We start from the raw sequence: 24,322 nt of genomic DNA on the forward strand, positions 1-24,322 counted from the left end.
ACGCGCGCTACGGCTAGTTCAGCAGCGCGTCAACGAAGCCTTCAGCCTCGAACGGTGCAAGGTCGTCCGCGCCCTCGCCCAGGCCAATGAGCTTGACCGGCACGCCAAGGCTCTTCTGGATGGCCACCACGATGCCGCCCTTGGCGGTGCCGTCCAGCTTGGTCAGGACGATACCGGTGATGTTGACCACTTCGGAGAACACCCGGGCTTGGTTAAGGCCGTTCTGGCCCGTCGTTGCGTCCAGCACCAGCAGGACCTCGTCAACGTCCGCGAGTTTCTCGACGACGCGCTTGACCTTGCCCAGCTCGTCCATCAGGCCTACCTTGTTCTGGAGGCGGCCCGCGGTGTCGATCATGACCACGTCCACCTCTTGCTCGATGCCGGCCTTAACGGCCTCGTAGGCAACCGAGGCGGGGTCGGCGCCGTCGATATCCGACTTAACGGTGGGGACGCCCACGCGCTGGCCCCAGGTGGCCAGCTGTTCGGCGGCGGCGGCACGGAACGTGTCCGCGGCTCCCAGCAGGACGTCCTTGTCCTCGGCCACCAGGACGCGTGCCAGCTTGCCGACGGTGGTGGTCTTGCCCACCCCGTTGACGCCGACGACCATCATGACCGCGGGCTTGCCGTCCTGCCGCTCGATGTTGAGGCTGCGGTCCATGGTGGGGTCCACCAGCTTGACCAGCTCTTCGCGCAGGAGGGCCTTGACGTCCTCGGGGGTGCGCGTGCCCAGGACCTTGACGCGTTCACGGAGTGCATCCACCAGCTGCATCGTGGGCTCGGTGCCCAGGTCCGCCAGGAGGAGGGTTTCCTCCACTTCGTCCCAGACGCCCTCGTCGATCCGGTCGCTGGAGAGCAGCGCAAGCAGGCCCTTGCCCATGATGTTGTTGGACCGGACCAGCCGCTCCCGCAGGCGCATGAGCCGTCCGGCAACGGGCAGCGGGGTATCGACGGGGATAGTTTCGAGCCCGGCGGCATCGTCCGGAACCTCAGCGCCCTCCAGGCCTTCCAGCTCCACGCCGGCAGGCGCCATCCGGTCCGCCACCGGCGCATCGGAGACCATAGTGCTGCCGCCGCGGGCGGCCTCGGGATCATTGGCGTCGCGGGTCCCCGGGTACTGGTTGATGTTCCGGCGGGTCTTGAGCAGGACCGGAATCAGCCCGCCGATAACCACCAGGGCAGCAACAATGGACAGGATAATGGGAAGGATTTCATTCACTCCCCTAGCTTCTCACAGGGCAGCTACACGTCCGCGGTCTGCCGGTCCCCTGCCAGGCGTTGGCTGATGACGGTGGAAACGCCATCACCGCGCATGGTCACGCCGTAGAGGGCGTCCGCCACTTCCATGGTGCGTTTCTGGTGGGTGATCACAATCAGCTGGCTGGATTCCCGCAGCTCCTCGAAGATGGTGATGAGGCGGCCCAGGTTGGTATCGTCCAGGGCAGCTTCCACCTCGTCCATGACATAAAACGGGGACGGCCGCGCCTTGAAGATCGCCACCAGCAGCGCCACGGCCGTCAGCGAGCGTTCACCGCCCGAGAGCAGTGAGAGCCGCTTGATCTTCTTGCCGGCCGGCCGGGCTTCCACCTCGATGCCTGTGGCCAGCATGTCGTCCGGGTCGGTGAGGACCAGCCGGCCCTCACCGCCCGGGAACAGCCGTTCAAAGACCCGCACGAACTGGGCCTGGGTGTCCTCGAACGCTTCAGCGAACACCCGCTGCACGCGCTGGTCCACTTCCTTGATGATGTCCAGCAGGTCCTTGCGGCTGGCCTTCAGGTCCTCCAGCTGGGAGCTGAGGAACTGGTGCCGTTCCTCCAGGGCCGCGAATTCCTCCAGGGCCAGGGGGTTGACCTTGCCCAGGCTGGCAAGGTCCCGTTCCGCCCTGCGGAGCCGCTTCTCCTGCTCGGCACGCACGTAGGGTTTTCCCTCGAAGATATCCTCGCCGGCCTCGTCCACAGGGGTACGGAGGGCGGCCCATTTGTCCCCGGACTCCTCCGCCGGTACGGGCACAGGGACGTGAGGCCCGAACTCTGCCACGAGCGCGTCCGGGGTAATCCCCAGTTCGTCGATGGCCCGGGTTTCCAGGGCCTCGATCCGAGCCTTTTGCTGGGCGCGGGCGAGTTCGTCACGGTGGACAGTATCGGTCAGCTCCGCCAGCTCGCGGGCCAGGGCTTCGGTGGCCGAGCGCACCTCAGCCAGTTCCTTGTCCCGTCGTTCCCGGTTTTCCTCGGCGAGGTCCCGTTCGTGCCGGGCAAGGTCCACGGAAACGTCCAGGTACCGAAGGGAAAGGCCCACGGCGGCACCCACCGCAGCGGCCCGTCCCGCCTGCAGCCGGCGCCGGCGGGCCCGCTCTGCGGCTTCGGCCCGGGCACGCCGCTCGGTGACGGCGGCCCGTTCCAGCGAAGCGGCCCGGTTTCCTGTGGCGGACAGCTGCTCTTCGGCGCTGCGCAGCGCCAGGCGCACCTCCATCTCGGCGGCACGGGCGGCCGACGCTGCCTGGGCGAGTTCGTCGCGGTGTGCGGTTGAAGGCTCTTCCTCCAGCGGCGCCTCCTGCGCTGCGGCAAGCCTCGCTGCCACAGCGGCGAGCGCTTCCTCCTCCGCGGCGACATTGGCCTCGGCGCGGGCCAGGGACTGGGCCAGGCGGTCGCTTTCCCCCACAGCGCTGCGCAGGACGGAATTCAGGTGGCCCAGGCGTTCGGCGACGGCGGCGAGGCGGGCGTCGGACTCGTGCAGTCGGTCCATCGCGGCATCGGCCCGGTCCTGCGCGCCGGCCCGCCGCGCCTCTGCGGCGGCCAGTGCAAACCTGTTGCGCTCCAGAGTGGCGGTGACCTCCTGAAGGTCAGCTTCGGCGCCGTCCACGGCGGCCTGAACCTCAAGCAGCGAGGGTGCCTTCGCCGAGCCGCCGGTGGCGGAGACGGCGGTGAAGATGTCCCCGGCGCGGGTAACCGCGGTGACGTCCGGGTGGCGGTCCACCAGTTCCGCCGCGGCTTCGAGGCTCTTGACGACGGCGGTGCGCGCCAGCAGGTGCCTGACCCGTCCGGCGAACTGTCCGTGCCCGCCCACCACGCCTGCGGCCGGGAGGGCACCCTCCGGGAGTTCCGGCAGCGGCGGCCCGGATGCCGGTTCCCCGTCTCCTGCCGAAGCCATCAGCAATGCTACCCGTCCGGCGTCGTCCGTTTTAAGCAATTGAAGGAGCGCCACCGCGGTTTCCGGGCCGTCCACGAGGACCGCCTCCGCTGCTTCGCCCAGGGCAGCTGCGATGGCGGCCTCGAATCCGCTTTCCACCTCAATCTCGCCGGCGAGGCTTCCCCGGATACCAGCCAGTCCCGCCTGGAGTGCGTGGCTGGCGCCGTTCTTCCGTTCCAGCCCCAGCTTCAATGCATCCCGGCGGGCCACGAGGGCGTCCCGGCGGCGGATTCCCTCATTCACGTCCGCGGCCAGGCCGGCGATGTCCTCCAGTACAGCATCAAGCGCTTCGGCCGCGGCTTCGTACTCGGCGTCCAGGGACTCTTCGCCCTCCTCCACGCCTGCCACCTGGTTCTCCAAGGCGGAGAATTCGGCTTGGGCGCGGGCACGGCGCTCTTGTCCTGCGGCCAGTGACTCGCGCAGCCTGCCGAGTTCCGCCTGCGCAGACTCCACCCGTGAACGGGCCGCAGCCACTTGCCCGGCGAGCTTGGCCAGGCCTTCGCGCCGGTCGGCGGCCGCCCGCAGCTGCGCGGTGAGCCTTTTATCCTCGGCCAGTGCGGCGCGTTCTGCCTCCGCCTTCGCGGCCTCGGCTTGTTCCAGGGCGCTGCGCCGCTTCTCCGTGTCCCGTTCCAGCCCGGCGAGTTCTTCGCGGACGCTCGCGGCTTGGCGCTCCAGCTGGTCGGGGTCGCGGCCGGATGCCGGTTCGGTGTCCACGGCACCGAGCAGGCGGCTGCGCTCCTGCGCGAGCGAACCCAGAGACCGGAACCGCTCTCTGGCAGCACTGAGCCGGTACCAGGTATCCCGGGCGGCATTGAGCCGGGGCGTGGCCTGGGCTGCCAGCTGCTCCAGCTCCGCCTGCTGCCGGCGTCGGGCCGCGAGGTCGTGTTCGACGGCGGTCCGCCGGGCCTTCAGCGCGGCCTCGTCAGCCACGTCCTGCTCCAGGGCCGACTGCAGCTGGACCAGGTCATCGGCAAGGAGCCGGGCACGCGCGTCCCGGACGTCGAACTGGACGCGCTGGGCGCGGCGGGCCACTTCGGCCTGCTTGCCCAGGGGCGTCAGCTGGCGCCGGATCTCCCCGGTGAGGTCCGTGAGCCGCTGGAGATTTGCCTGCATGGCCTCGAGCTTGCGGACGGTGCGTTCCTTGCGGCGGCGGTGTTTGAGGATTCCGGCGGCTTCCTCGATGAAGCCGCGGCGGTCCTCGGGGGTTGCGTGCAGCACACGGTCCAGCTGCCCCTGCCCCACGATGACGTGCATTTCCCGGCCCAGGCCTGAATCGGAGAGCAGTTCCTGGATGTCCAGCAGCCGGCAGCCGGACCCGTTGATGGCATACTCGGACCCGCCGGTCCGAAACAGTGTCCTCGAGATGGTCACCTCGCTGTATTCGATGGGCAGGGCACCATCAGCATTGTCGATAGTGAGCGAAACATGGGCGCGGCCCAGCGGCGGCCGGCCGGAGGTGCCGGCGAAGATGACGTCCTCCATCTTGCCGCCGCGCAGGGTCTTCGCGCCCTGCTCGCCCATCACCCAGGCCAGGGCATCCACCACGTTGGATTTGCCGGACCCGTTGGGGCCCACCACAGCGGTCACGCCGGGCTCAAAATCGAAGGTGGTGGCCGACGCGAAGGACTTGAATCCCCGGACGGTCAGGCTTTTGAGGTGCAAGGTATTTCGGGTCTCCTCGTGGTGTCAGCGGGTGCCGGGCTGACACCAAATCTAACCCGGCGGACCTCCCGGCCGTGGGATGCGCAGGCCTTCCGCTACCAGCGTCCGTTGCGGGGCCGCGGCTGGCAGACCGGGCAGGTGTGCGACGACCGGTTCATAAACTGCTCACGGCGGATGGTGGCGTTGATGCCGGCGGCCGCGCACCGGTGGCAGGGCTCGCCGGTGCGGCCGTAGGCGTTCAGCGACCGATCGAAGTAGCCGGAGGCGCCGTTGACGTTCACGTACAGCGAGTCGAAGCTGGTTCCGCCGGCGGCGAGGGCATCCGTCATGACGTCCCGTGCGGCGGCCACCAGCCGTTCGGCGTCCGCCCGGCACAGGGTGTCTGTGGGCCGTGCATAGTGCAGGCGCGCCCGCCACAGGGCCTCGTCCGCATAGATGTTCCCGATTCCGGACACCAGGCCCTGGTCCAGGAGGGCCCGTTTGAGGCCGGTTTTGCGTCCGCGCAGCCGGCGGTAGAACAGGTCGAAGGAGAAGTGCGGGTCCAGCGGATCCCGGGCGATATGCGCCGCTTCGGCCGCGATCAGGGGCAGGGGGCTTTCCGCCTGCCCGCCGGGGCCGCCGTCGTCTGTTGGTACCAGGTCGGTGACGAAGAGTCCGCCGAAGATCCGCTGGTCCACGAACCGCAGCTGGCCCGGCATGCCGGCGACCGCACTGAGGCGCAGTCGGACCTTCAGGTGTTTTTCGTCCGGGACGCCGGCGTCCTGCATCAGCAGCTGCCCGCTCATGCCCAGATGCGCCATCAGGGCCACCTCCGGCCGGCTTCCCCCAGGCGTCTCCCCATCCACGAGCGGAAGCCACAGGAACTTGCCCCGGCGCACCACATCGGTGACGGTGGCTCCTTCAAGGTTCCCCACGAAATCCGCAGGACCTGCGGCGTGCCGCCGGATGGACCGCGCATCCAGCAGGTCCGCCGCTTCGATGGTGCGACCGCGGACCCAGGTGGCCAGGCCGCGGCGCACCACTTCCACCTCAGGGAGTTCAGGCATGGCCGTTACTGCGTTGCGCCGGCGCCGTTGAGGGCGCGCCACGCGTCAGCGGCTGCTTCCTGCTCCGCTTCCTTCTTGGAATGGCCGGAGCCCTTGCCATACGCGGTACCGCCAACGTGCAGCACCGCGGTGAACGTGCGGGCATGGTCCGGCCCGGTGCCGTCCACGGCGTAGTTGATGGTGCCCAGCTGCCGGCTCGCGGCCAGTTCCTGGATGCTGGTCTTCCAGTCCGTCCCCGCGCCGAGCGCAGCGGCGTCCTTGAGCAGCGGCCCGATCAGTCGCATCACCAGCTGGCGGGCGGTCTCGATGTCGTTGGAGACGTAAGTGGCGCCGATCAGGGCTTCCATGGTGTCCGCCAGGATGGACGCCTTGTCCTTGCCGTGGGTCAGCTTCTCGCCCTGGCCCAGGTAAATGTATTCGCCGATGCCCAGGCTGCGGCCGATCCCGGCCAAGGCTCGGGTGCTGACGACGGCGGAACGGCGCTTGGCGAGTTCACCCTCAGGCAGGTCCGGATTGTCCCGGTACAGGGCATCCGTGACAGAGAAGCCCAGGATGGAATCCCCCAGGAACTCCAGCCGCTCGTTGGTGGGGATGCCGCCGTTTTCGTAGGCGTAGGAGCGGTGGGTCAGCGCAAGACGAAGCGTCCCGGCGTCAATAGAGACACCGAGACGCTTCAGAAGCTCTTCAGTTGAAGACATCGCGTCAGCCTGGCGGCCGATTAGACGTCCGCGACCTTGCGGCCCTTGTACTCAAGGAACAGCGCGGTGCCAGCCGAGTCGGTAACGACCTTTGCCTGGTGCGGCAGGCTGTAGGTGACCTGGCCGTTTTCAACGGTCTTCACCAGGTGGGGTGCGGTCGCCTTCCACTGCGAGCGGCGGGCGCGGGTATTCGAGCGAGACATTTTCCGCTTGGGAACAGCCACGGCTAACTCATTTCTCTCTAGACAAACACGTACAAATCAATTTTGCCGGTCAGGCTTAGCCATATCAGCTAGGGCAGCCCAGCGAGGATCAAGGACCTCGTGGTGGTGCCCCGGCTCGTCTTCCAGGCGAACTCCGCATTCGGAGCAAAGGCCCTGGCAGTCTTCCCGGCACACCGGCTGGAACGGCAGCATGGTCACCACTGCGTCCCGCAACACCGGTTCAAGATCGATTACATCGTGCTCGACTCGACGTTGCTCTTCATCTTCTTCTCCATCCGAAAGCTGGACGCCTTCGTAGAAGAAAAGTTCTTGCACATTGACCTCAAGGTCATACGCAAGGGGATCCAGGCATCGGCCGCATTCACCAGTTACTTCGGCGAGCGCGGTTCCTGATACCAGAATTCCTTCGTGTACGGCCTCAAGCCTCAGGTCCAGCTCGATGTCCGAGCCTTCCTGAACGCCAATGAGCGCCACACCAAGGTCACCTGGTGCGGGTACATGTTCCTTCAGTGTCCGCATGCTTCCCGGACTGCGCCCGAGGTCCTTGACGTCGAACGCCAGGGGCGAACCAGCATCTCTTTTAATGAGAACTCCTGTTGAACATATGACCGACGTACCATCTTAGCCTGAAGAGCCGCAGGGACTCAAACCAGCAAACCGGCGGCGCCGAAGTACCGGTCAAGCCTACCCGTTCGGCCGCTGATCCGCCGCAGGCGCGCCCGCGGACATCCGCCGCAGCACCGAACGCGGCACGTAATCGGAGATGTCCCCGCCCAGCCCCGCAACCTCCTTGATCAGCGTTGAGGACAGGTGCAGGTAGTGCGCCTCCGCGGGCAGGAAGACGGTCTCCACGCCGCTGAGCTGCCGGTTCATAGTGGCCATCGGCAGTTCATAGTCGAAGTCCGAGGAGGACCTCAGGCCCTTGACGATCGCGGAGACTCCCCGCTGCCGGCAGTACTCTGCAAGCAGCCCCTCCCCGACGGGTTCCACCACGATGCCCTTAAGTGAAGCCAGCGTTTCCCGTGCCATTTCCAAGCGCTCGGGCTGGGTGAACCGGTACTTCTTGGCAGGATTCGTGGACACCGCAACGATGACTTCGTCGAAGAGGCCCGCGGCCCGGGCGATGACCTCGAGATGGCCGTTATGGATGGGATCGAAGGATCCTGGGCACACCGCTCGTCTCATGCTCCGAACCTACCGTATGGAAACGCCGGGATACCATGACTGGATGCATCCAGCAGCGGAACTTTCCCCCTCCACGGAGCCTGCTCCCTGGCAGCGCACGGCCCTCGGAGCCAACCTTCTGTCCCCGGACGGCGGCCTGGGCGTCACCATCTTCGAAGAGATGACCACCCTGGCCGCGAAGACCGGCGCCATCAACCTGGGCCAGGGTTTTCCGGACGAGGACGGTCCGCTGGAAATCCGCGAGGCCGCCCGCGCTGCAATCGCTGCCGGAGCCAACCAGTACGCGCCCGGCAAGGGTATCCCGGAACTGCGCGAAGCTGTGGCGGCACACCAGCAGCGTTTCTATGGCCTCACCCCGGACCCGCAGGCGGAAGTGATCGTCACCACCGGAGCCACCGAAGGAATCGCGGCCGCGCTGCTGGCCTTCTGCCGGCCGGGCGATGAAGTCCTGACGCTGGAGCCCTTCTACGACTCCTATGGGGCAGTGATCGGGCTCTCCGGCGCCACCCACGTGACTGCTCCCCTCCTGGCTCCCGACTTCATGCCGGACATGGCGGCGCTGGAGGCGGCCTTCAGCGAACGCACCCGCGTAGTGCTGCTGAACAACCCGCATAACCCCACAGGCGCTGTCTTCCCGCGTCACGTGCTGCAGCGCGTCGTGGACCTGGCGGTCAAGCACGGCAGCATCATCGTCACGGACGAGGTGTACGAGCACCTCACCTTCGGCGCCAGCCACATTCCAGTGGCCACCCTGCCCGGCGCGGCCGGGCGAACGCTGACCATCTCCTCCGCCGGAAAGACGTTCTCGCTCACGGGATGGAAAATCGGCTGGCTGACGGGGCCGGAAGATCTCGTAGCTGCCGTCCGGACCGTCAAGCAGTTCCTGACGTACAGTTCCGGCACCCCGTTCCAGGCGGCCGTCGCGACCGGCCTTGCGCTTCCGGACGCGTTCTACGACGGCGTTGCGTCCACCTTGGCGCGGAAGCGGGACATCCTGGGCGACGGCCTGAGGGCAGCCGGCTTCGAGGTCTTCTCACCCCAGGGAACCTATTTCATCAACGTGGACACCGCCCCGCTGGGCATCAGCGACGCGGTGGACCTTGCCCGCCGGCTACCCGCGCTGGTGGGCGTTGCAGCCATCCCTGTGCCGGTGTTCTGCCACGATGAAGGCGCACGCCGCACCCGCAGCCTTCTCCGTTTCGCTTTCTGCAAGAAGGTGGACGTCCTGGAGGAAGCCGCCGGACGGCTGGCCACCCTGGGCGGAAAGCTCTGATGCCGGCGGGGACCGACATTCCGGCCTCGCGGTTCCTTCGCGGTGCGGGCCAGCATGCGTCCATCGAAGCCGACGCTTTCACCGAAGGGAGTTTCGTGCTCAGCATCGGCGGCGCGGAGCAGTCGCACGTGAATCTCGCACGCCCGGAGGAGATCTTCTACGAGTACCTCCGCCGGATCGGCCACCTGGTGGATCTTGCGGCCCCGGCAGGTGCTCCCCTGCGCGCCCTGCACCTGGGTGCCGGCGCACTGACCCTGGCCCGCTACATCCAGGCAACCCGGCCAGGCTCGGAACAGTACGCGGTGGAGCTCGAACGGGAGCTCCTGGACTTCGTGCTCCGGTACCTGCCGCTGCCGGACGGTACGGAACTGCACGCTGTCACGGGCGATGCCCGCGCCGAGCTTGCCGGGCTGGACCCGGAGCTCCGCTTCGACGTGGTCATCCTGGATATTTTCTCCGGTCCCGAGGCCCCGGCCCACCTGGCCTGTGCCGATTTCTACAGAGAGGTGCGCGCGCGGCTGAACGCCGCCGGCATCCTGGTGGTCAACGTTGGCGACGAGCCGGGCCTGACGCTGGTGCGCAGCCAGGTTGCAGCCATGCGCCAGGCTATGGCTGACGTGGCCGCGGTTGCCGAGGCAGGCATGTTCGAGGGGCGCTATCCGGGCAACATCATCCTGGCCGGAACCCAGACCGCATGGCCGGCGGAATGGAGTGTCCAACTGGCAGCACGCGGCCCCCACCCGGCCCGGGTCCTGACGGGCCCCGACCTGGACCCGCTGGGCGGCTGACCGGCCGGAGGGTCACGTGGGCGGCGGAAGGATCGGGACTGCCTGTCAGGCTTGCGGCAGGTCGTCGCCGTCGATCGCGTCAGGCACCGCGGGTTCAGCGAACCAGAGCCGCGTCTCTCCGTACTTCTTCTCCGCAAAGCGGGCCATCCCTCCGGGCCACTCAGGTTCCGGTGAACGGGATGACCGTTCCACCACCACCACAGCACCGGGTGCCAGATGGGCGGAGAGCTTCTCAAGGACCGCCGAGAGGGCCACTTCGTCCAGCGGGTAGGGCGGATCCAGGAACACCAGCTCCCAAGCTGCTGCCTCCGGAACGCGGTCCAGGAACGGCTCCACCTTGGACCGGTGCACAGTCACGGCCTTGCGGCCCACGATCCCGTTGATGAGGTCCGCGTTCCGCTGGCACACTCCGCTGGCCTTGGCGTCGGACTCTACAAGGTCCACCGCCTGCGCCCCCCGGCTGGCACTTTCGACGCCCAGCGCGCCGGAGCCAGCGTACAGGTCCAGCACCCGCGCGCCAGAGATGACGTCAAAAGCGTCCAGCCGGGAAAACAGTGCTTCCTTCACCCGGTCGGTGGTGGGCCGGGTGAGGGACCCGGGCACGCCCGTGAGGGGCATCCCGCCTGCCGCCCCGGCAACAATCCGGCTCATCGCCGGCCCCTTCCGGCAGCACGGCGCACCGCACGGCCAGCGGCAACGGCCGGCACCCTATTAACCGCGTTCAAGGAACGCCTCCTTCTCGGGGTTGAGGTACTTGTCGATGGCGTCCGCGAGCGCCGGATGCGCCGCGAGGTTCGGATCAAGCGCGACGATCCGGTGGGCGTCGTCGCGGGCCCGGGCGATCACATCCTCGTGTTCCAGGACCCGCAGCAGCTTCAGCGTGGACCGCCCGCCGGACTGGGAAGCGCCCAGGATGTCGCCTTCGCGCCGCAGCTTGAGATCTTCCTGGGACAGTTCAAACCCGTCCGTGGTGGCCGCAACGGCGTCCAGGCGCCGCCGGCTCGGGTGCCCAGGTTCCAATGCGGTGACCAGGAGGCAGGTGCCGGGCAGGCCGCCGCGGCCCACCCGCCCGCGCAGCTGGTGCAGCTGGGAGATGCCGAACCGGTCAGCGTCGAGGATCACCATTAGCGTGGCGTTGTGCACGTCCACGCCCACTTCGATCACCGTGGTAGACACCAGGACCTTGATGCGGTTCGCGGTGAAGTCCGCCATCGCGGCCGACTTCACGGCAGGGTCCTGCCGGCCGTGCAACGGGGCCAGGGGAACACCGGCGAGCGCGGGTTCCTGGGCCAGCTGTTCGACGACGGCGGTCACCGAAGCGAGCTCCCGGGCAGGACCGTCGTTGTCCAGGTCCGCCCCTGCCGGACCCCCGCCCAAAGGTTCCGCTTCCCCCGGGCTGAAGTCGCCGTCGTCGTCCGTTCCGATCTTGGGGCACACGACGTACACTTGGTGGCCCGCGTCGACCTCTTCACGTGAACGCGACCAGATGCGCCCTGCCCAGCCGGGGTTTTCGGCGAGGCCCACCACATGGGTGGTGATTCCGGCGCGGCCGGCCGGGAGCTCGTCCAGCACGGACGTTTCAAGGTCGCCGAACACGGTCATGGCCACGGTCCGTGGAATGGGCGTGGCGGTCATGACCAGAAGGTGCGGCGGTTTGCGTGCCTTGGCGCGCAGGGCGTCGCGCTGCTCCACACCGAACCGGTGCTGCTCATCCACCACGATCAGGCCGAGGTCGTAGAAGGAGACGTTGTCGCTCAGCAGGGCGTGGGTGCCAATCACAATCCCTGCCGTGCCCGAGGCCGCGTCCAGCATGGCCTGCTTGCGGGCTGCGGTGGTCATGGATCCGGTAAGGAGCGTAACCTGCACAGCAGGGCCGCTGCCCAGGCCGCCCAGGAGCCCGTCGCCGGACAGCGGACCGAGCGTGCGGCGGATGGATTCGTAATGCTGGGCTGCCAGGACCTCCGTGGGGGCCAGCAGGGCAGCCTGTCCCCCGGCATCCACCACCTGGAGCATGGCCCGGAGCGCAACCACGGTCTTGCCCGACCCCACTTCACCCTGGAGGAGCCGGTTCATGGGTGAATCCATGGCCAGTTCGGCGGCGAACGTTTCACCTACCGCGGCCTGGCCGGCAGTGAGCGTGAACGGCAGGTTGGCGTCGAATGCCGCGACCAGCCCGTCCGGGACGGGCTTCCGCGCGGTGGCTTCCTCGGCCGCGATCTGGGCCCGGCGGCGGGCCAGCGCGGACTGGAGCACCAGGGCTTCGTGGTAACGCAGGCGTTGGCGCGCGCGCTTCCAGTCGTCTGCGGACGTCGGGGCGTGAACCAGCCGATAGGCCTCCGCCAGCGGCATAAACCCTTCCCGGGCCGTGACATAGTCGGGCAGCGGGTCCGGCAGGGCATCGAGATCCATGGTGTCCAGCAGCGCTTCCACGGCCTTCTGTATTTTCCAGCTGGGCAGCTTGGCCGTGGCCGGATAGACCGGGATGGGCATGGCGGCCAGCTTTTCAGCGTCCCCGCCCCCGGCCATGATCGGGTCCTCGTCCAGGACGAGGTAGTCCGGATTGGTCAGGCCCAGTGCGCCCTTGAAGCTGGTCACCTTGCCGGAAAACAGCGCCCGTCGTCCCGGCAGGAGATCGTTCCTGGCGCGGAACCCATTGAAGAAACTGATCTTCAGCGTCCCCGGGACCTTCCCGCGGTAGTCAGTGCCGCCCACCAGGCGAAGCCCAGCCTGTCCGTCGTCGTCCGAGACCACCACGTCCGTGATGGAGCCCTTCCGCTGCACCATCTTCCGGGTATTGCTGGAAAGGACACGGGCGATGAGGGTGACTTCCTCGTCGCGGGGAATTTCATTGATGGGCGTCAGGTCGCCGCGGGTCAGGTAGCGGCGGGGAAAATAGGTAAGGAGCCCTCCCACCGTGGTGATGCCCAGGTTCTTTTCAATGACCGCCGCGGAGCGGTTGCCGATGCGCCGCTCCAGCGCCAGGTCCAGTTCAGCGGTCATGCCCAGTTCAGCGGTCATGCCCGTTGGCGAGGGAGTCCACCGTGCCCGCTACAGGCTCCCGGGGCAGCGCGAGTTCGCTGACGCTGATGTTGTCCGGATCACCCAGGGACCGGATGGCTTCCACTGCAGGTTCCGCGTCCGGGACGTGGACGTGCACCCGCCACCGGTAGTTGCCCTCCGGATCCGCGCCGTTGCCCACCTGGCTCATGATCACCGACTCGCCGATTTCGTCCAGGCGCTGCCGCAGGGTGGCGGCGTTCAACGGCGACAGGCTGATAGTGCACATGACTTCGACGCCGTCGTCGTCCGGCATGTCCGTGTGGATGTGCGGGTCCTGGACGTCGTAGCCGTGGAGTCCGTCCAGCAGCTCACCCTGCAGTTCCTCACCCAGCACCGCCGAGCGCAGGCAGTCCAGGATCAGGAGCATGCCCACTCCGCCGGCATCCACCACGTGGGCACTCGCCAGCGCGGCGAGCTGGTCTTCGGTGTGGACGACGGCGGCCAGCGCACCTTCCACGGCGGCGTCCAGTGCCAGCCCGAGGGCGTGGTTGCTGTCATCGCCGTTCTGCCCGGCGTCGACGGCGGCGGCTGCGCGCGCCGCGGCCTCCATCACCGACAGCATGGTTCCCGGCACGGGGTCGCTGAGGGCGGACCAGGCGCGGATCTGTGCCCGGTTCAGGGCAGCGGCGAGCAGGGTAGACGTCAGCCGGGTGTGCCCGGCCAGCGGTTCGGCAGCGGCAGAGAGGAAGACGGAGAAGAGCGTCCCCGAGTTTCCGCGTGCTTCCTCCATGGCGGCCCGCCCCGCGACGGCCAGGACTTCGCCCACGTCCGCCTGCGCGGCCGTAGCATCGTCGCAGGCCAGTGACCGGGCGGCGGCCCGGACGGTCAGGTACAGGTTGGTGCCGGTGTCCCCGTCCGCCACCGGAAAGATGTTGATGGCGTTCAACCGGTCGCTGTGGTTGCCCAGTGCCGTCTCAGCCTTGCCCAACCACCGCTTCATCGCTTGCGCGTTGGCGGTTACCTTAGTGTGCAAAATGATCCCATCCCCGGGTGCCGGCGGGCCGGCCCGCTATCGTCACGCCCGGGCCGTCCGTACGTCCGGGTGCTTGTATCGAGCCTATCGCAGCGAATCCCTCGGGCAGCTGAACACCGGCCGGGAATGTGGCCAGCAAGCCATGGTCCTCGCCGCCGCCCAGTACCCACTCGCGGGCATCTGTTCCCAGGATTTCCGCCGCCGGTGCGAGCACTGCTGCGAGGGCGTCCAAGGCTCCGGGTTCAAGGTCGACGACGACGCCGCCTGCCGTGGCCAGGCGTAGTCCGTCGCGCAGGAGACCGTCGGAGATATCCATCATGGCCGTCGCACCGGCCTGCCGGGCCGCCGGACCGGCTGCCAGCGGCGGCCTGGGCCTGCTTTGGCGCGAGGGGAAGACCTGCTGCGCGGGGCTGAGCTTCGAGGCCGGAATGTCGGATTCCAGCAGCGCAAGGCCTGCCGCGGCGTGCCCGGCAGTACCGGCCAGGGCGACGGTGTCCCCCTGCTGCGCGCCGGAGCGAAGTACTGGCCTGCCGCCGTCGAGCGTTCCAATGACGGCGGCCGTCACTGAAATCTCCCGCCCCCGCCCGAGGTCGCCGCCTGCCACGGAGCAGCGCTCCGCCCCGAGTTCGCGGACCGCTGCCACCAGGCCGTCGGCGAGGTCCTCCACCCAGGCGACCGGGGTATCCGGCGGCAGCGTGAGGCTGACCACCAGGGACGTGGCCGCGGCGCCCATGGCATTGATGTCGCTGAGGTTCTGTGCCGCCGCCTTCCAGCCCACGTCGAACCCGGTGGTGCGGTACCCGTTGGGCCATTCAAGGCGGAAGTCCTGGTCCTGGACCTGGGTGTCGATGCTGATGACCGTCCTTCCGTCCGGAGCTGCGATGATGGCCGCGTCGTCCCCGGGGCCCAGCAACGTTGCTTCCGCATGGTGCCCGGGCAGCTCGAGCCGGGGGAAGATTCGGGCCAGAAGTTCTGGCTCGGAGAGGCGGGAAACGGTGAGGGCGGAGTCCGGCATGGCGGCAGCGGGCTCGGCCACCGAACGGGATCCGCCGGTTTGGCGCGTGGGGTTTTCAGGCACGCTCCTACGCTACAGCCAGCCTCCGACAGAGGGGGCCGCAGGGCCGCACGAAACCCCGGCCACCGCGGAATTGGCACCGTCTTCCGGGAACCGGGATGATGGAAGGCATGCGAGCCCTCTCCCGATTCTCCGTGTCCCTCCCGCGCGGAAGGACATCCGCGAGGGCTCAGGGAACTGTGGCGGCATTGTGTTGCGGACTGGTACTGGCCGCCTGCTCCCCGGCTGTAGACGTCCCGGCCGCCGCGGATGCCGCCAACCCGGCCTGTGCGCCCATGATGGTGGCGCTGCCTGATTCCCTCGGGGACGCGAAGCTGCGCAAGACGAACAGCCAGGCCACTGCGGCGTGGGGCGAGCCCTCACTGGTGATCCTGCGGTGCGGGGTGAACGTTCCGGGACCCACCACGGACCGCTGCGTCACCGTGAATGGAATCGACTGGCTGCTGAAGGAAGGCGACCCCGTGTGGACGCTGACCACCTATGGCCGGTCCCCTGCCACCGAAATTCTGATGGACCCGGATAAGATCAGCTCGGCCACCGTCCTGGCTGAACTGGCCAATGCCGCGGGCAAGGTCCCGGCGAAGCGCAGCTGCATCGGCCAGGAGGAACTGCAGAACCTGCCGGACAGCCAGTAAGCGCCGGGCACGGCACTTAGGGGCGACTACGGGTCGTTGACAGAAGTCACTGTTGTCGACAGTATTGCGCGCAGGGGATGCGGGGGCAAACGATGCGTTGGCGTGTGAGCAGGAAGGGTGGTCGGCGACCGGCCACGTCAAACGACCCTGTCACTGTGGCGATCGCCGCATGTGCAGCCGGCGGGCCGCTGATCGCGCGCCACCCGGACGTGGTGCCGGGGATCGAGGAGCTGCCGGAGTGGATTGACGTGCACGACTCCGACGAGATTGACGGCTTTAACACGGTGGTTTGGTTCGACGACGAGATCAGCTCCTGCTGCGATGCTTACGACGACGGCCTGGACCAGGCGCTGGCGGACCAGGCGGGCATCGAGGACATCCTGGCGGAGGATCGCGAGGTGGTCTACCTGCGGACGAAGCTGGCTATTGCTGACGTGAAGGCTGCGGTGATCCGCGCTGTCGTTGAGGTAAACCGATCCCCCCGGAAGCCCGCACCCACCGGCGTGCTTTCGAACGATACGGTCGACAGGCTGGCGTCCGGGGTGCTGCCCCTGCTTGGGCAGGCGGGATTCGTAAACAAGCCGACTGGGCCGCGGTACTTCTACCGTGAAGGCAGCGAGGGCTTCGTCCAATCCATCGCGCTGGCACCCGGCGCAGGCACTTCCGGCGACGGCACCAGCTATGCCGGACTCGTGTGGGTGATGTCCGGCACGCACGTGCCCGGTTTTGGCCGGGACGTCCCCTCGAGCCCCGACCGCGTGGCGCCGGTGCACTGCGGCCAGCTGGCCTACCACTGGGTCGCACCGACCGTCGACGCGCTGACCCGGTTATTGCACGACGAGGTGTTGCCCGTTCTCAACCTGACGCGCGGCCGCGCTGAATTCGCTGCCTGGGTCGGCGGCGATCCAACGAGGGTGCCGGTGCCGAACCATCGACCGACGTATGCGCGACTCTTCGCGCAGTGGGGCCTGACCGATCAGGCGGCACGCGTGGTGGACCACATCGACGAACACGAGCGGTCCCTGCGGCTTCACCCGGACACCGTCAGGGCCCGTGAGCTCATCCGGGACGCGCGGCCGTAGCCCCCGCCGCCGGGGATCAGCGCAGGCCGGTTTTCCGGTTCAGCGCCAGGTAGATCAGCTCGTCGATCAGTTCTGCGTAGTCCAGCCCGGAGGCCGCCCACATCTGCGGGTACATGCTCTTGGGCGTGAATCCCGGCATGGTGTTGATCTCGTTGATGATCAGGTCGCCACTGGCCGTGTAGAAAAAGTCGACCCGGCTCAGGCCTTCAGCCCCCACTGCGTCGAACGCGGCTGCGGCAAGCTCCCGGACCCGGGCGATGGCTTCTTCCGGAATATCTGCCGGGCAGCTAAGCGCCGCCGCCCCGTCCTCGACGTACTTGGCGGTGAAGTCGTAAAACTCGTGGCCACCGCCGGCTACCGAGATCTCGCCGGGCATGGACGTACGCGGAGTATCGGTGCCGCGGCCTTCCAGAACGGCGCATTCGATTTCACGGCCCACGATTCCGGCTTCAATAACCAGCTTGAGGTCGTGCCGGCGTGCTTCCTCGATGGCGGCATCGAGGTCCGCCAGCGAGTCCACTTTGGAGATGCCCATCGAGGAGCCTGCCCGGGCCGGCTTGACGAAGACGGGGAAGCCGAGACGGTCCACCTGCTTGCGGACCAATTCGGGATCGTTGCGCCACTGCCGGTCAGTCACGGCGACGTAGGGACCGACCTGGAGTCCGGCGGCCTCGAAGACCACCTTCATGTAGTGCTTGTCCATGCCGACGGCGGAAGCCAGTACGCCGGCACCCACGTACCGGGTATCGGACAGCTCCAGCAGGCCCTGGATGGTGCCGTCCTCGCCGAACGGTCCGTGCAACAGTGGAAAGACCACGTCTACGGTGCCAAGCTCCGTCGGAACCTCGTTGGGCGCTGCCACGATCAGCTGGTGTTCGCCGCCGATCTCCGCAAGCGTCACGGTGCGGTCCGATGCTTCAACTTCCGGCAGCGACGCCGAAGCGAGGGACCACTGGGCGGTGTCGCCGGAGGCCAGCACCCACTGGCCGGATTTGGCGATCCCGATGGGAATGACGTCGTACTTGTCCCGGTTGATGGCGCCGAGCACGCCTGCTGCCGTGACGCAGCTGACCGCGTGCTCACTTGAGCGTCCGCCGAACAGTACGGCGACACGGGGCTTTATCCGGCGGTCTGGTTCATCTGCCGGCAGTTGGTGATGGGACATGTCAGTAATCGCCTTCAGGTTTCAGTTCCCGGGACAGCAAGGCGGGCCCCAGTTGATCTACGGACAGTTTTCCGGCCAGGACGGCCACGACGGCGGCGGTGATGGGCATGTCCACCCCCAGCTTGCCGGCCAACTCATGGACAGCCTGGCCGGACTTGATGCCTTCCGCGGTCTGCGTCATCTGCCGTCCCACTTCCTCCAGGGTGAGGCCCTGGCCCAGCAGGCGGCCGGCGGTGTGGTTACGGGAGAGCGGTGAGGAACAGGTGGCCACCAGGTCCCCGAGGCCGGCCAGCCCTGCCATCGTCTTCGCTTCTCCACCCAGCGCCAGGGCGAGGCGGGATGTTTCGGCCAGGCCCCGGGTGATCACGGAGGCTTTGGTGTTGTCGCCCATCTGCTTGCCCTCGCAAATGCCTACAGCCAGCGCGATGACATTCTTCACGATGCCGCCGATTTCCACGCCGACAGTGTCGGTGGTGGTGTACGGGCGGAAGTACGGCGCGGTGCAGCTTCTGGCGATCCAGCCGGCCACGGCCGGATCGGTGCACGCGACCACGGATGCGGTGGGCTCCTCGCGGGCGATCTCCATGGCCAGGTTGGGTCCGGACACGATGGCGATCCGGTCTGCCGGAAGGCCGAGCTCGGCCGCAATGACCTCGCTCATCCGCGCATCCGTGTCGAGTTCCAGGCCTTTCATGAGCGACACCACCACGGCGCCCGGCGCAATGAAGTCCTTCCATGCCCGCAGCTGCGGGCGCAGGGACTGCGCAGGAACGGCAAGGACAACCAGCTCCGCCCCTGCCAGCACATCCTGCACGTCCGTGGACGCCGTGATGGACGCCGGCAGTGGCACATCTTTCAGGTACTGGGTGTTGAGGTGTGCCGTATTAATCTGCTCGACGACCTCGGGCCGCCGGCCCCAGAGCCTGATAGTGCGGTCGTCGCCTGAGGCCAGGGCCGCGTCAGCAAGGACCTTGGCGAATGTGGTGCCCCAGGAACCGGCGCCCAGGACGGCAACGGAGCGGGCCGAGCCCTGCCGGGCCTGTTCCTGGTTCACTGGGCCCCTGTTCCCGCGCCGGGCCGTTCCGCGCGGCCCGACGTCCCCTGCTGGCGGGAGGGATCCCAGCGTTCAGCCGGTGGTTCTTCGTTCCGCAGGCCTGCAAGCAGTTCAGTAATCGCATCCATGATGACGGCTGTGGCGGCGATGAGGGTTGACTTGTCCAGCGGCTTGCCCGCAAACGCGCTGAGGTCGACGGGGTCGCCCACCACGACCCGGGATTTCTTTCGCGGGAAAAGGTGGACTTTCCTGCCGTAGCGCGGCAGGACCTCGTGGGCACCCCAATGAGCGATGGGAACGACGGGGATTCCGCCTTCCAGCGCCAGCCTGGCGGCTCCGGTGTGCCCCTTCATCGGCCACAGGTCGGGGTCCCGCGTCAGGGTTCCTTCGGGGTAGATGATGATCGCGCCGCCCTCGGCAACCACTTCCTGGGCGACCTGCAGCGACCGGTTCGCCCCCGCCGTCGAACGCTCCACCGGAATCTGCTTGGTGGCGCGCAGTAGCGGACCCAGCCCCGGGACCTTGAACAGGGAGGCCTTCGCCAGGAAGTGCGGCGCACGGTTCTGGTTGTAGAGCAAATGGCCAACTACGAGCGGATCGATCTCCGTGCAGTGGTTGGGCGTGGCGATGAAGCCGCCTGGGGGCAGCTTTTCCGTTCCCGACCATTCCTTGCTCATCAGCAGGTTCATGAGGGGTCGGACCACGGTGGCGATAAACACGAACGTGGCCCTGCTCTTGGCCGATTCCTTCACAGCGTACCGTTACTTCCTGGCCGAGATGTCGAAGTCCGCACCGAGGCCGGCGAGCTTCTCGGTGAACCGCTCGTAGCCGCGGTTGATGATGTCGATGCCGGTGACACGGGAAGTGCCGGTGGCCGCCAGGGCGGCAATGAGGTGGCTGAAGCCGCCGCGGAGGTCCGGAACGTCGATGTCCGTGCCTTTGAGCTGCGTGGGTCCGGAAATGACAGCCGAGTGCAGGAAGTTTCGCTGCCCGAAGCGGCACGGGACGCTGCCAAGGCATTCGCGGTGTACCTGGATGCTGGCACCCATCCGGATCAGGGCGTCGGTGAACCCGAACCGGTTTTCGTAGACCGTCTCATGCACGATGGACACGCCTTCGGCCTGGGTCAGTGCCACAACCAGCGGCTGCTGCCAGTCGGTCATGAAGCCGGGGTGCACGTCCGTTTCCAGGACCAGGGGGTTCAACTTGCCGCCGCGGTGGTAGAAGCGGATGCCGTCTTCGCCGATGTCCATGCCGCCGCCCACCTTGCGGTAGGTGTTCAGGAAGGTCATCATGTCGCGCTGGGAGGCGCCTTCCACGAAGATGTCGCCACGGGTCACTAACGCGGCCGAGGCCCAGGAAGCCGACTCGTTGCGGTCCGAGAGCGCGCGGTGGTTGTAGCCGCCAAGGTCCCGGACGCCTTCGATGCGGATGGTCCGGTCGGTCTGGACGCTAATGATGGCGCCCATCTTCTGCAGGACGGCGATGAGGTCGATAATCTCGGGCTCGGTGGCGGCGCCGGACAGTTCGGTGATGCCTTCAGCCCGGGTGGCGCTCAGCAGCACCTGCTCGGTGGCGCCCACGGACGGGTAGGGAAGGGAAATTTTGGCTCCATGCAGGCCCTTGGGGGCGGAAATGTGGATGCCGCCGGGGCGCTTTTCGACGACGGCCCCGAACTGGCGCAGGACGTCCAGGTGGTAATCAATCGGCCGGTCGCCGATCTTGCATCCGCCCAGGTCCGGGATAAAGGCTTCGCCGATGGCATGGATCAGCGGTCCGCAGAGCAGGATGGGAATCCGGGAATCGCCGGCGTGGGCGTCAATGGCGGTACTCGACGCGGTCTTGGCGTGCTTCGGGTCCAGGGTAAGGTCACCGGTGGCCGGGTCCTTGGCGACGGTGACACCGTGCAGCTGGAGCAGGGACGTGACGACTTCGACGTCCTTGATCTCGGGGACGTTGCGCAGCACGGAGGGCTCGTTGCCCAGCAGCGCAGCAACCATCGCCTTGGGGACAAGATTCTTCGCTCCGCGGACACTCACGCGCCCGGCCAGCGGAACGCCGCCGCGGATTGTCAGAACACTACTCATTTACCGGTTTCCTAACGATGACTCGCCCCAAAGATCCTTGCAAAGGCTCCAACCAAGCATAGGAGGTCGTGTTACCGAACCGAAATAAGCCCCGCCCGCGGACGGTCGTGGCGGCCTGCCGCGAGCCGCAGCCGCCCGGCATCCATCACCGCGGGCGGCCAGGTGAAGCCCGGTGCGGCTCAGGAATGGCGTGCCGGCAGGGTGGTGGGCATGAAGGAAGGCCGACGGGATTCGTAGGCCGTGATATCCGCCTCATGCTGGAGGGTCAGGCCGATGTCGTCCAGTCCTTCGAGCAGGCGCCAGCGGGTGTAGTCGTCGATCTCGAAGGGCGCCACGATGTTGCCGCACACCACGGTCTTGGACTGCAGGTCCACCGTGACCTCGGTTCCGGGCGCGTTTTCGAGTTCCTTCCAGATGAGTTCGATGTCGTCCTGGGCCACCTGCGCAGCGAGCAGGCCCTGCTTGCCGGAGTTGCCCCGGAAAATATCGGCGAACCGGGATGACAGGACTGCCTTGAATCCGTAGTCCTTCAGAGCCCACACTGCGTGTTCCCGGGAGGAACCGGTGCCGAAGTCCGGCCCGGCCACCAGGACGGACCCTGCATTGAACGGCGCCTGGTTCAGGATGAAGGACGGGTCCTTCCGCCACGCGGAGAACAGGGCGTCCTCGAAGCCGGTCCGGGTGATGCGCTTCAGGTATACGGCCGGGATGATCTGGTCCGTGTCGACGTTGCTCTGGCGCAGCGGGACGCCGATGCCGGTGTGGGTGGTGAACTTTTCCATGGCTGTGTCCTAGGCTGCGTCGGTACGGAGGGCGGCGGGTTCGGGTGCCGGTTCAAGGTCCGACGGCGAGCTCAGCGTGCCGCGGACAGCAGTGGCGGCGGCCACCACTGGAGAGACGAGGTGCGTGCGGCCGCCCTTGCCCTGGCGTCCTTCGAAGTTGCGGTTCGATGTCGAGGCGCAGCGCTCCCCCGGCTCCAACTGGTCCGGATTCATGCCCAGGCACATGGAACAGCCTGCGAACCGCCATTCGGCGCCGAATTCCTTGAAGACGCGGTCCAGGCCCTCAGCCTCGGCCTCAAGCCGGACCCGGGCAGAACCGGGGACTACCAGCATGCGGACCTGGGGGTCCTTCTGCCGGCCCCGGATGATGTCCGCAGCAGCGCGCAGGTCCTCGATGCGGGAGTTGGTGCAGGAACCCAGGAAGACGGTGTCCACCCGGATGTCCTTCATGGGCGTGCCGGCCTGGAGGCCCATGTACTGCAGGGCGCGCTCGGCCGCAGCCTTGGCGTTCTCGTCGCCGAAGTCCTCCGGCGACGGAACAGCCTCGGACAGCGAGACGCCCTGGCCGGGGTTCGTACCCCAGGTGACGAACGGTTCCAGCGTGTCGGCATCCAGGTCCACCTGTGCGTCGAACGTGGCGTCGTCGTCGGTCCTCAGGGTGTTCCAATACTCGACGGCGGCATCCCACTCAGCGTCTTCGGGGGCGTGCGGACGGCCCTTCATATACGCGTAGGTGGTCTCGTCCGGCGCCACCATGCCCGCGCGGGCGCCGGCCTCGATGGACATGTTGCAGATGGTCATCCGGGCTTCCATGGACAGCGCCCGGATGGCTGATCCGCGGTATTCCAGGACGTAGCCCTGCCCGCCGCCGGTTCCGATCTTGGCGATGACGGCCAGGATGATGTCCTTGGCGGTGACGCCGGAGCGGAGGGTTCCTTCGACGTTGATGGCCATGGTCTTGAACGGCTTCAGGGACAGGGTCTGGGTCGCCATGACGTGCTCCACCTCGGAGGTGCCGATACCCATGGCCAGGGCGCCAAACGCGCCGTGCGTGGAGGTGTGCGAATCACCGCAGACAACGGTCATGCCGGGCTGCGTGAGGCCAAGCTGGGGGCCCACCACGTGGACGATGCCCTGCTCCGCGTCGCCCAGGCTGTGCAGGCGGACACCGAACTCCGCACAGTTGTTGCGCAGCGTCTGGATCTGGGTGCGGCTGGTGATGTCAGCGATCGGCTTGTCGATATCCAGGGTGGGAGTGTTATGGTCCTCGGTGGCGATGGTGAGGTCCGGGCGGCGCAGCGGGCGTCCCGCCAGCCGCAGTCCCTCGAAAGCCTGGGGCGACGTGACTTCGTGGACCAGGTGCAGGTCGATGAAGAGAAGGTCGGGCTGGGCATTGGCTCCATCGCCGTCGCCTTTGCGCACCACGTGTGCGTCCCAGACCTTCTCGGCCAATGTCTTTGCCATGGCCAGCTCCCTTCCCCGCGATTGAACAGAGTCCCGTTTAAACCGAGTTCCGTTTGATTAGTCCTACTGAAGCAGGGCGGCTCCGCGCTGCGCCAGCCGAAAGATTTGCATCTCAGATATTGAGACGGCAATATCATTACATGGACAATTCTAGTGGAGTCGGTGTCATTGATAAAGCGGCCCAGGTGCTCGATGCGCTTGAAGCCGGACCGACCACCCTCGCGCAACTCGTAGCAGCAACCGGACTCGCCCGGCCCACTGTCCACCGCCTCGCCCTCGCCCTGGTCCACCACCGCCTGGTCAGCCGCGACATCCAGGGCCGCTTTGTCCTGGGCAGCCGGCTCGTCGAACTGGCCTCCGCTGCAGGCGAGGACCGCCTGATCGCCTCCGCCGGCCCGGTCCTCATGCAACTGCGCGACGCCACCGGCGAAAGCGCCCAGATCTTCCGCCGCCAGGGTGACTGGCGGGTGTGCGTTGCGTCCGCCGAGCGCCCCATCGGCCTGCGCGACACCATCCCCGTTGGTACCCAACTGTCCATGAAGGCCGGCTCAGCCGCCCAGGTATTGCTCGCGTGGGAGGACCACGACCGCCTGCTCGAAGGCCTGCAGGCGGCCCGCTTCACGCCTACCGTCCTGGCGGGCGTACGACGGCGGGGCTGGGGACAGAGCCTCGGCGAACGTGAGCCGGGGGTCGCCTCAGTCTCGGCACCGGTGCGCGGACCCTCCGGCCGGGTGATCGCCGCCGTTTCAATCTCAGGCCCCATCGAGCGCCTGACCCGGCAGCCGGGCAGGCTCCATGCCGAAGTGGTGTGCAACGCCGGCCGTATCCTCACCGAGGCACTGCGCAAGAACAACGACTAACTGCTACGCGGGATGGTACTGGGGCA

The 24,322-nt window shown here is 67.4% G+C and carries 22 protein-coding genes; 5 read left to right on the forward strand and 17 right to left on the reverse strand.

Going from position 1 to position 24,322, the window contains the following annotated elements; translation table 11 throughout:
• Positions 1–13: 13 nt before the first annotated feature.
• The 7 genes from ftsY to coaD all read right to left on the reverse strand — a co-directional run bounded on the left by ftsY (position 14) and on the right by coaD (position 7,998).
• Positions 14–1,216, reverse strand: coding sequence for a signal recognition particle-docking protein FtsY (gene ftsY / locus ACIQC0_RS09170; RefSeq protein WP_400534434.1), 1,203 nt, complete (start codon positions 1,214–1,216; stop codon positions 14–16).
• 23 nt (positions 1,217–1,239) lie between these two features.
• Entirely contained in the window at positions 1,240–4,845 is a 3,606-nt protein-coding gene (gene smc, locus ACIQC0_RS09175) for a chromosome segregation protein SMC (RefSeq protein WP_400534437.1), read from the reverse strand.
• A 95-nt stretch (positions 4,846–4,940) separates the two neighbouring features.
• On the reverse strand, positions 4,941–5,891 hold the full coding sequence (gene mutM, locus ACIQC0_RS09180; protein ID WP_400534440.1) for a bifunctional DNA-formamidopyrimidine glycosylase/DNA-(apurinic or apyrimidinic site) lyase: 951 nt from the start codon (positions 5,889–5,891) through the stop codon (positions 4,941–4,943).
• 5 nt (positions 5,892–5,896) lie between these two features.
• Positions 5,897–6,589, reverse strand: a complete 693-nt coding sequence (gene rnc, locus ACIQC0_RS09185; RefSeq protein ID WP_377215952.1) for a ribonuclease III — start codon at positions 6,587–6,589, stop codon at positions 5,897–5,899.
• Between the two features lie 20 nt (positions 6,590–6,609).
• Entirely contained in the window at positions 6,610–6,813 is a 204-nt protein-coding gene (gene rpmF, locus ACIQC0_RS09190; protein WP_009356569.1) for a 50S ribosomal protein L32, read from the reverse strand.
• Between the two features lie 36 nt (positions 6,814–6,849).
• Complete coding sequence (locus tag ACIQC0_RS09195; RefSeq protein ID WP_377216185.1) at positions 6,850–7,374, reverse strand: YceD family protein; 525 nt, start codon at positions 7,372–7,374, stop codon at positions 6,850–6,852.
• A 123-nt stretch (positions 7,375–7,497) separates the two neighbouring features.
• Positions 7,498–7,998, reverse strand: a complete 501-nt coding sequence (coaD, locus tag ACIQC0_RS09200; RefSeq protein WP_377215951.1) for a pantetheine-phosphate adenylyltransferase — start codon at positions 7,996–7,998, stop codon at positions 7,498–7,500.
• 43 nt (positions 7,999–8,041) lie between these two features.
• Between coaD and ACIQC0_RS09205 the strand changes: the two genes are divergently transcribed.
• Positions 8,042–9,271 (forward strand): aminotransferase class I/II-fold pyridoxal phosphate-dependent enzyme, encoded by a 1,230-nt coding sequence (locus ACIQC0_RS09205; RefSeq protein WP_377215950.1) that lies wholly within the window; start codon positions 8,042–8,044, stop codon positions 9,269–9,271.
• Positions 9,271–10,059 (forward strand): spermidine synthase, encoded by a 789-nt coding sequence (locus tag ACIQC0_RS09210; protein ID WP_377215949.1) that lies wholly within the window; start codon positions 9,271–9,273, stop codon positions 10,057–10,059. The genes ACIQC0_RS09205 and ACIQC0_RS09210 overlap by 1 nt, the downstream gene beginning before the upstream one ends.
• A gap of 45 nt (positions 10,060–10,104) precedes the next feature.
• On the opposite strand, the gene rsmD is transcribed toward ACIQC0_RS09210, so the two are convergent.
• Genes rsmD through thiL form a run of 4 tightly spaced genes read right to left on the reverse strand, consistent with a single transcriptional unit; the run spans position 10,105 to position 15,107 of the window.
• Positions 10,105–10,710: a 16S rRNA (guanine(966)-N(2))-methyltransferase RsmD gene (gene rsmD, locus ACIQC0_RS09215; protein WP_377215948.1), complete on the reverse strand. Its 606-nt coding sequence runs from the start codon at positions 10,708–10,710 to the stop codon at positions 10,105–10,107.
• 60 nt (positions 10,711–10,770) lie between these two features.
• On the reverse strand, positions 10,771–13,059 hold the full coding sequence (locus ACIQC0_RS09220) for an ATP-dependent DNA helicase RecG (protein ID WP_400534532.1): 2,289 nt from the start codon (positions 13,057–13,059) through the stop codon (positions 10,771–10,773).
• Positions 13,060–13,066: 7 nt separating this feature from the next.
• The gene (locus ACIQC0_RS09225) at positions 13,067–14,059 is read right to left on the reverse strand and encodes a DAK2 domain-containing protein (RefSeq protein ID WP_377215947.1); all 993 of its coding nucleotides are present in this window, start codon (positions 14,057–14,059) and stop codon (positions 13,067–13,069) included.
• Between the two features lie 22 nt (positions 14,060–14,081).
• Positions 14,082–15,107: a thiamine-phosphate kinase gene (thiL, locus tag ACIQC0_RS09230; protein ID WP_400534536.1), complete on the reverse strand. Its 1,026-nt coding sequence runs from the start codon at positions 15,105–15,107 to the stop codon at positions 14,082–14,084.
• A gap of 170 nt (positions 15,108–15,277) precedes the next feature.
• On the opposite strand from thiL, the gene ACIQC0_RS09235 reads away from it, so the two are divergent.
• Both ACIQC0_RS09235 and ACIQC0_RS09240 read left to right on the forward strand, forming a co-directional pair.
• Entirely contained in the window at positions 15,278–15,802 is a 525-nt protein-coding gene (locus tag ACIQC0_RS09235; protein WP_400534446.1) for a DUF3515 family protein, read from the forward strand.
• Positions 15,803–15,906: 104 nt separating this feature from the next.
• Entirely contained in the window at positions 15,907–16,884 is a 978-nt protein-coding gene (locus tag ACIQC0_RS09240) for a hypothetical protein (RefSeq protein WP_400534453.1), read from the forward strand.
• A gap of 16 nt (positions 16,885–16,900) precedes the next feature.
• Here ACIQC0_RS09240 and ACIQC0_RS09245 read toward each other — a convergent pair whose 3' ends face one another.
• From ACIQC0_RS09245 to leuC, 6 genes are all read right to left on the reverse strand, one after another.
• Positions 16,901–18,049, reverse strand: coding sequence for a D-alanine--D-alanine ligase family protein (locus ACIQC0_RS09245; protein ID WP_400534456.1), 1,149 nt, complete (start codon positions 18,047–18,049; stop codon positions 16,901–16,903).
• A 1-nt stretch (position 18,050) separates the two neighbouring features.
• On the reverse strand, positions 18,051–19,103 hold the full coding sequence (locus ACIQC0_RS09250; RefSeq protein ID WP_377215943.1) for an NAD(P)H-dependent glycerol-3-phosphate dehydrogenase: 1,053 nt from the start codon (positions 19,101–19,103) through the stop codon (positions 18,051–18,053).
• Positions 19,100–19,855 carry a lysophospholipid acyltransferase family protein gene (locus tag ACIQC0_RS09255; RefSeq protein ID WP_400534459.1) on the reverse strand — a complete coding sequence of 252 codons (756 nt, stop codon included), beginning with the start codon at positions 19,853–19,855 and terminating at the stop codon, positions 19,100–19,102. The genes ACIQC0_RS09250 and ACIQC0_RS09255 overlap by 4 nt, the downstream gene beginning before the upstream one ends.
• A gap of 9 nt (positions 19,856–19,864) precedes the next feature.
• On the reverse strand, positions 19,865–21,190 hold the full coding sequence (gene murA / locus ACIQC0_RS09260; RefSeq protein WP_377215941.1) for a UDP-N-acetylglucosamine 1-carboxyvinyltransferase: 1,326 nt from the start codon (positions 21,188–21,190) through the stop codon (positions 19,865–19,867).
• Between the two features lie 179 nt (positions 21,191–21,369).
• Positions 21,370–21,972, reverse strand: a complete 603-nt coding sequence (gene leuD / locus ACIQC0_RS09265; RefSeq protein ID WP_400534463.1) for a 3-isopropylmalate dehydratase small subunit — start codon at positions 21,970–21,972, stop codon at positions 21,370–21,372.
• A gap of 9 nt (positions 21,973–21,981) precedes the next feature.
• Positions 21,982–23,436, reverse strand: a complete 1,455-nt coding sequence (gene leuC / locus ACIQC0_RS09270; RefSeq protein WP_400534466.1) for a 3-isopropylmalate dehydratase large subunit — start codon at positions 23,434–23,436, stop codon at positions 21,982–21,984.
• Positions 23,437–23,576: 140 nt separating this feature from the next.
• Between leuC and ACIQC0_RS09275 the strand changes: the two genes are divergently transcribed.
• Positions 23,577–24,296 carry an IclR family transcriptional regulator gene (locus tag ACIQC0_RS09275; RefSeq protein ID WP_058266868.1) on the forward strand — a complete coding sequence of 240 codons (720 nt, stop codon included), beginning with the start codon at positions 23,577–23,579 and terminating at the stop codon, positions 24,294–24,296.
• Positions 24,297–24,322: the final 26 nt, after the last annotated feature.

This window comes from Pseudarthrobacter sp. NPDC092419 (assembly GCF_044755045.1).
Classification (GTDB): Bacteria; Actinomycetota; Actinomycetes; order Actinomycetales; family Micrococcaceae; genus Arthrobacter.

Bases quoted from the DNA above. Each gene is read 5' to 3' on its own strand.
- ACIQC0_RS09210 (WP_377215949.1), top strand. From the start codon at position 9,271: ATGCCGGCGGGGACCGACATTCCGGCCTCGCGGTTCCTTCGCGGTGCG.
- rnc (WP_377215952.1), bottom strand. From the start codon at position 6,589: ATGTCTTCAACTGAAGAGCTTCTGAAGCGTCTCGGTGTCTCTATTGAC.
- ACIQC0_RS09245 (WP_400534456.1), bottom strand. From the start codon at position 18,049: ATGTCCCATCACCAACTGCCGGCAGATGAACCAGACCGCCGGATAAAG.
- ACIQC0_RS09205 (WP_377215950.1), top strand. From the start codon at position 8,042: ATGCATCCAGCAGCGGAACTTTCCCCCTCCACGGAGCCTGCTCCCTGG.
- ACIQC0_RS09275 (WP_058266868.1), top strand. From the start codon at position 23,577: ATGGACAATTCTAGTGGAGTCGGTGTCATTGATAAAGCGGCCCAGGTG.
- coaD (WP_377215951.1), bottom strand. From the start codon at position 7,998: ATGAGACGAGCGGTGTGCCCAGGATCCTTCGATCCCATCCATAACGGC.
- ACIQC0_RS09225 (WP_377215947.1), bottom strand. From the start codon at position 14,059: ATGAAGCGGTGGTTGGGCAAGGCTGAGACGGCACTGGGCAACCACAGC.
- leuC (WP_400534466.1), bottom strand. From the start codon at position 23,436: ATGGCAAAGACATTGGCCGAGAAGGTCTGGGACGCACACGTGGTGCGC.
- rsmD (WP_377215948.1), bottom strand. From the start codon at position 10,710: ATGAGCCGGATTGTTGCCGGGGCGGCAGGCGGGATGCCCCTCACGGGC.
- ACIQC0_RS09235 (WP_400534446.1), top strand. From the start codon at position 15,278: ATGCGAGCCCTCTCCCGATTCTCCGTGTCCCTCCCGCGCGGAAGGACA.
- thiL (WP_400534536.1), bottom strand. From the start codon at position 15,107: ATGCCGGACTCCGCCCTCACCGTTTCCCGCCTCTCCGAGCCAGAACTT.
- leuD (WP_400534463.1), bottom strand. From the start codon at position 21,972: ATGGAAAAGTTCACCACCCACACCGGCATCGGCGTCCCGCTGCGCCAG.
- mutM (WP_400534440.1), bottom strand. From the start codon at position 5,891: ATGCCTGAACTCCCTGAGGTGGAAGTGGTGCGCCGCGGCCTGGCCACC.
- ACIQC0_RS09220 (WP_400534532.1), bottom strand. From the start codon at position 13,059: ATGACCGCTGAACTGGACCTGGCGCTGGAGCGGCGCATCGGCAACCGC.
- murA (WP_377215941.1), bottom strand. From the start codon at position 21,190: ATGAGTAGTGTTCTGACAATCCGCGGCGGCGTTCCGCTGGCCGGGCGC.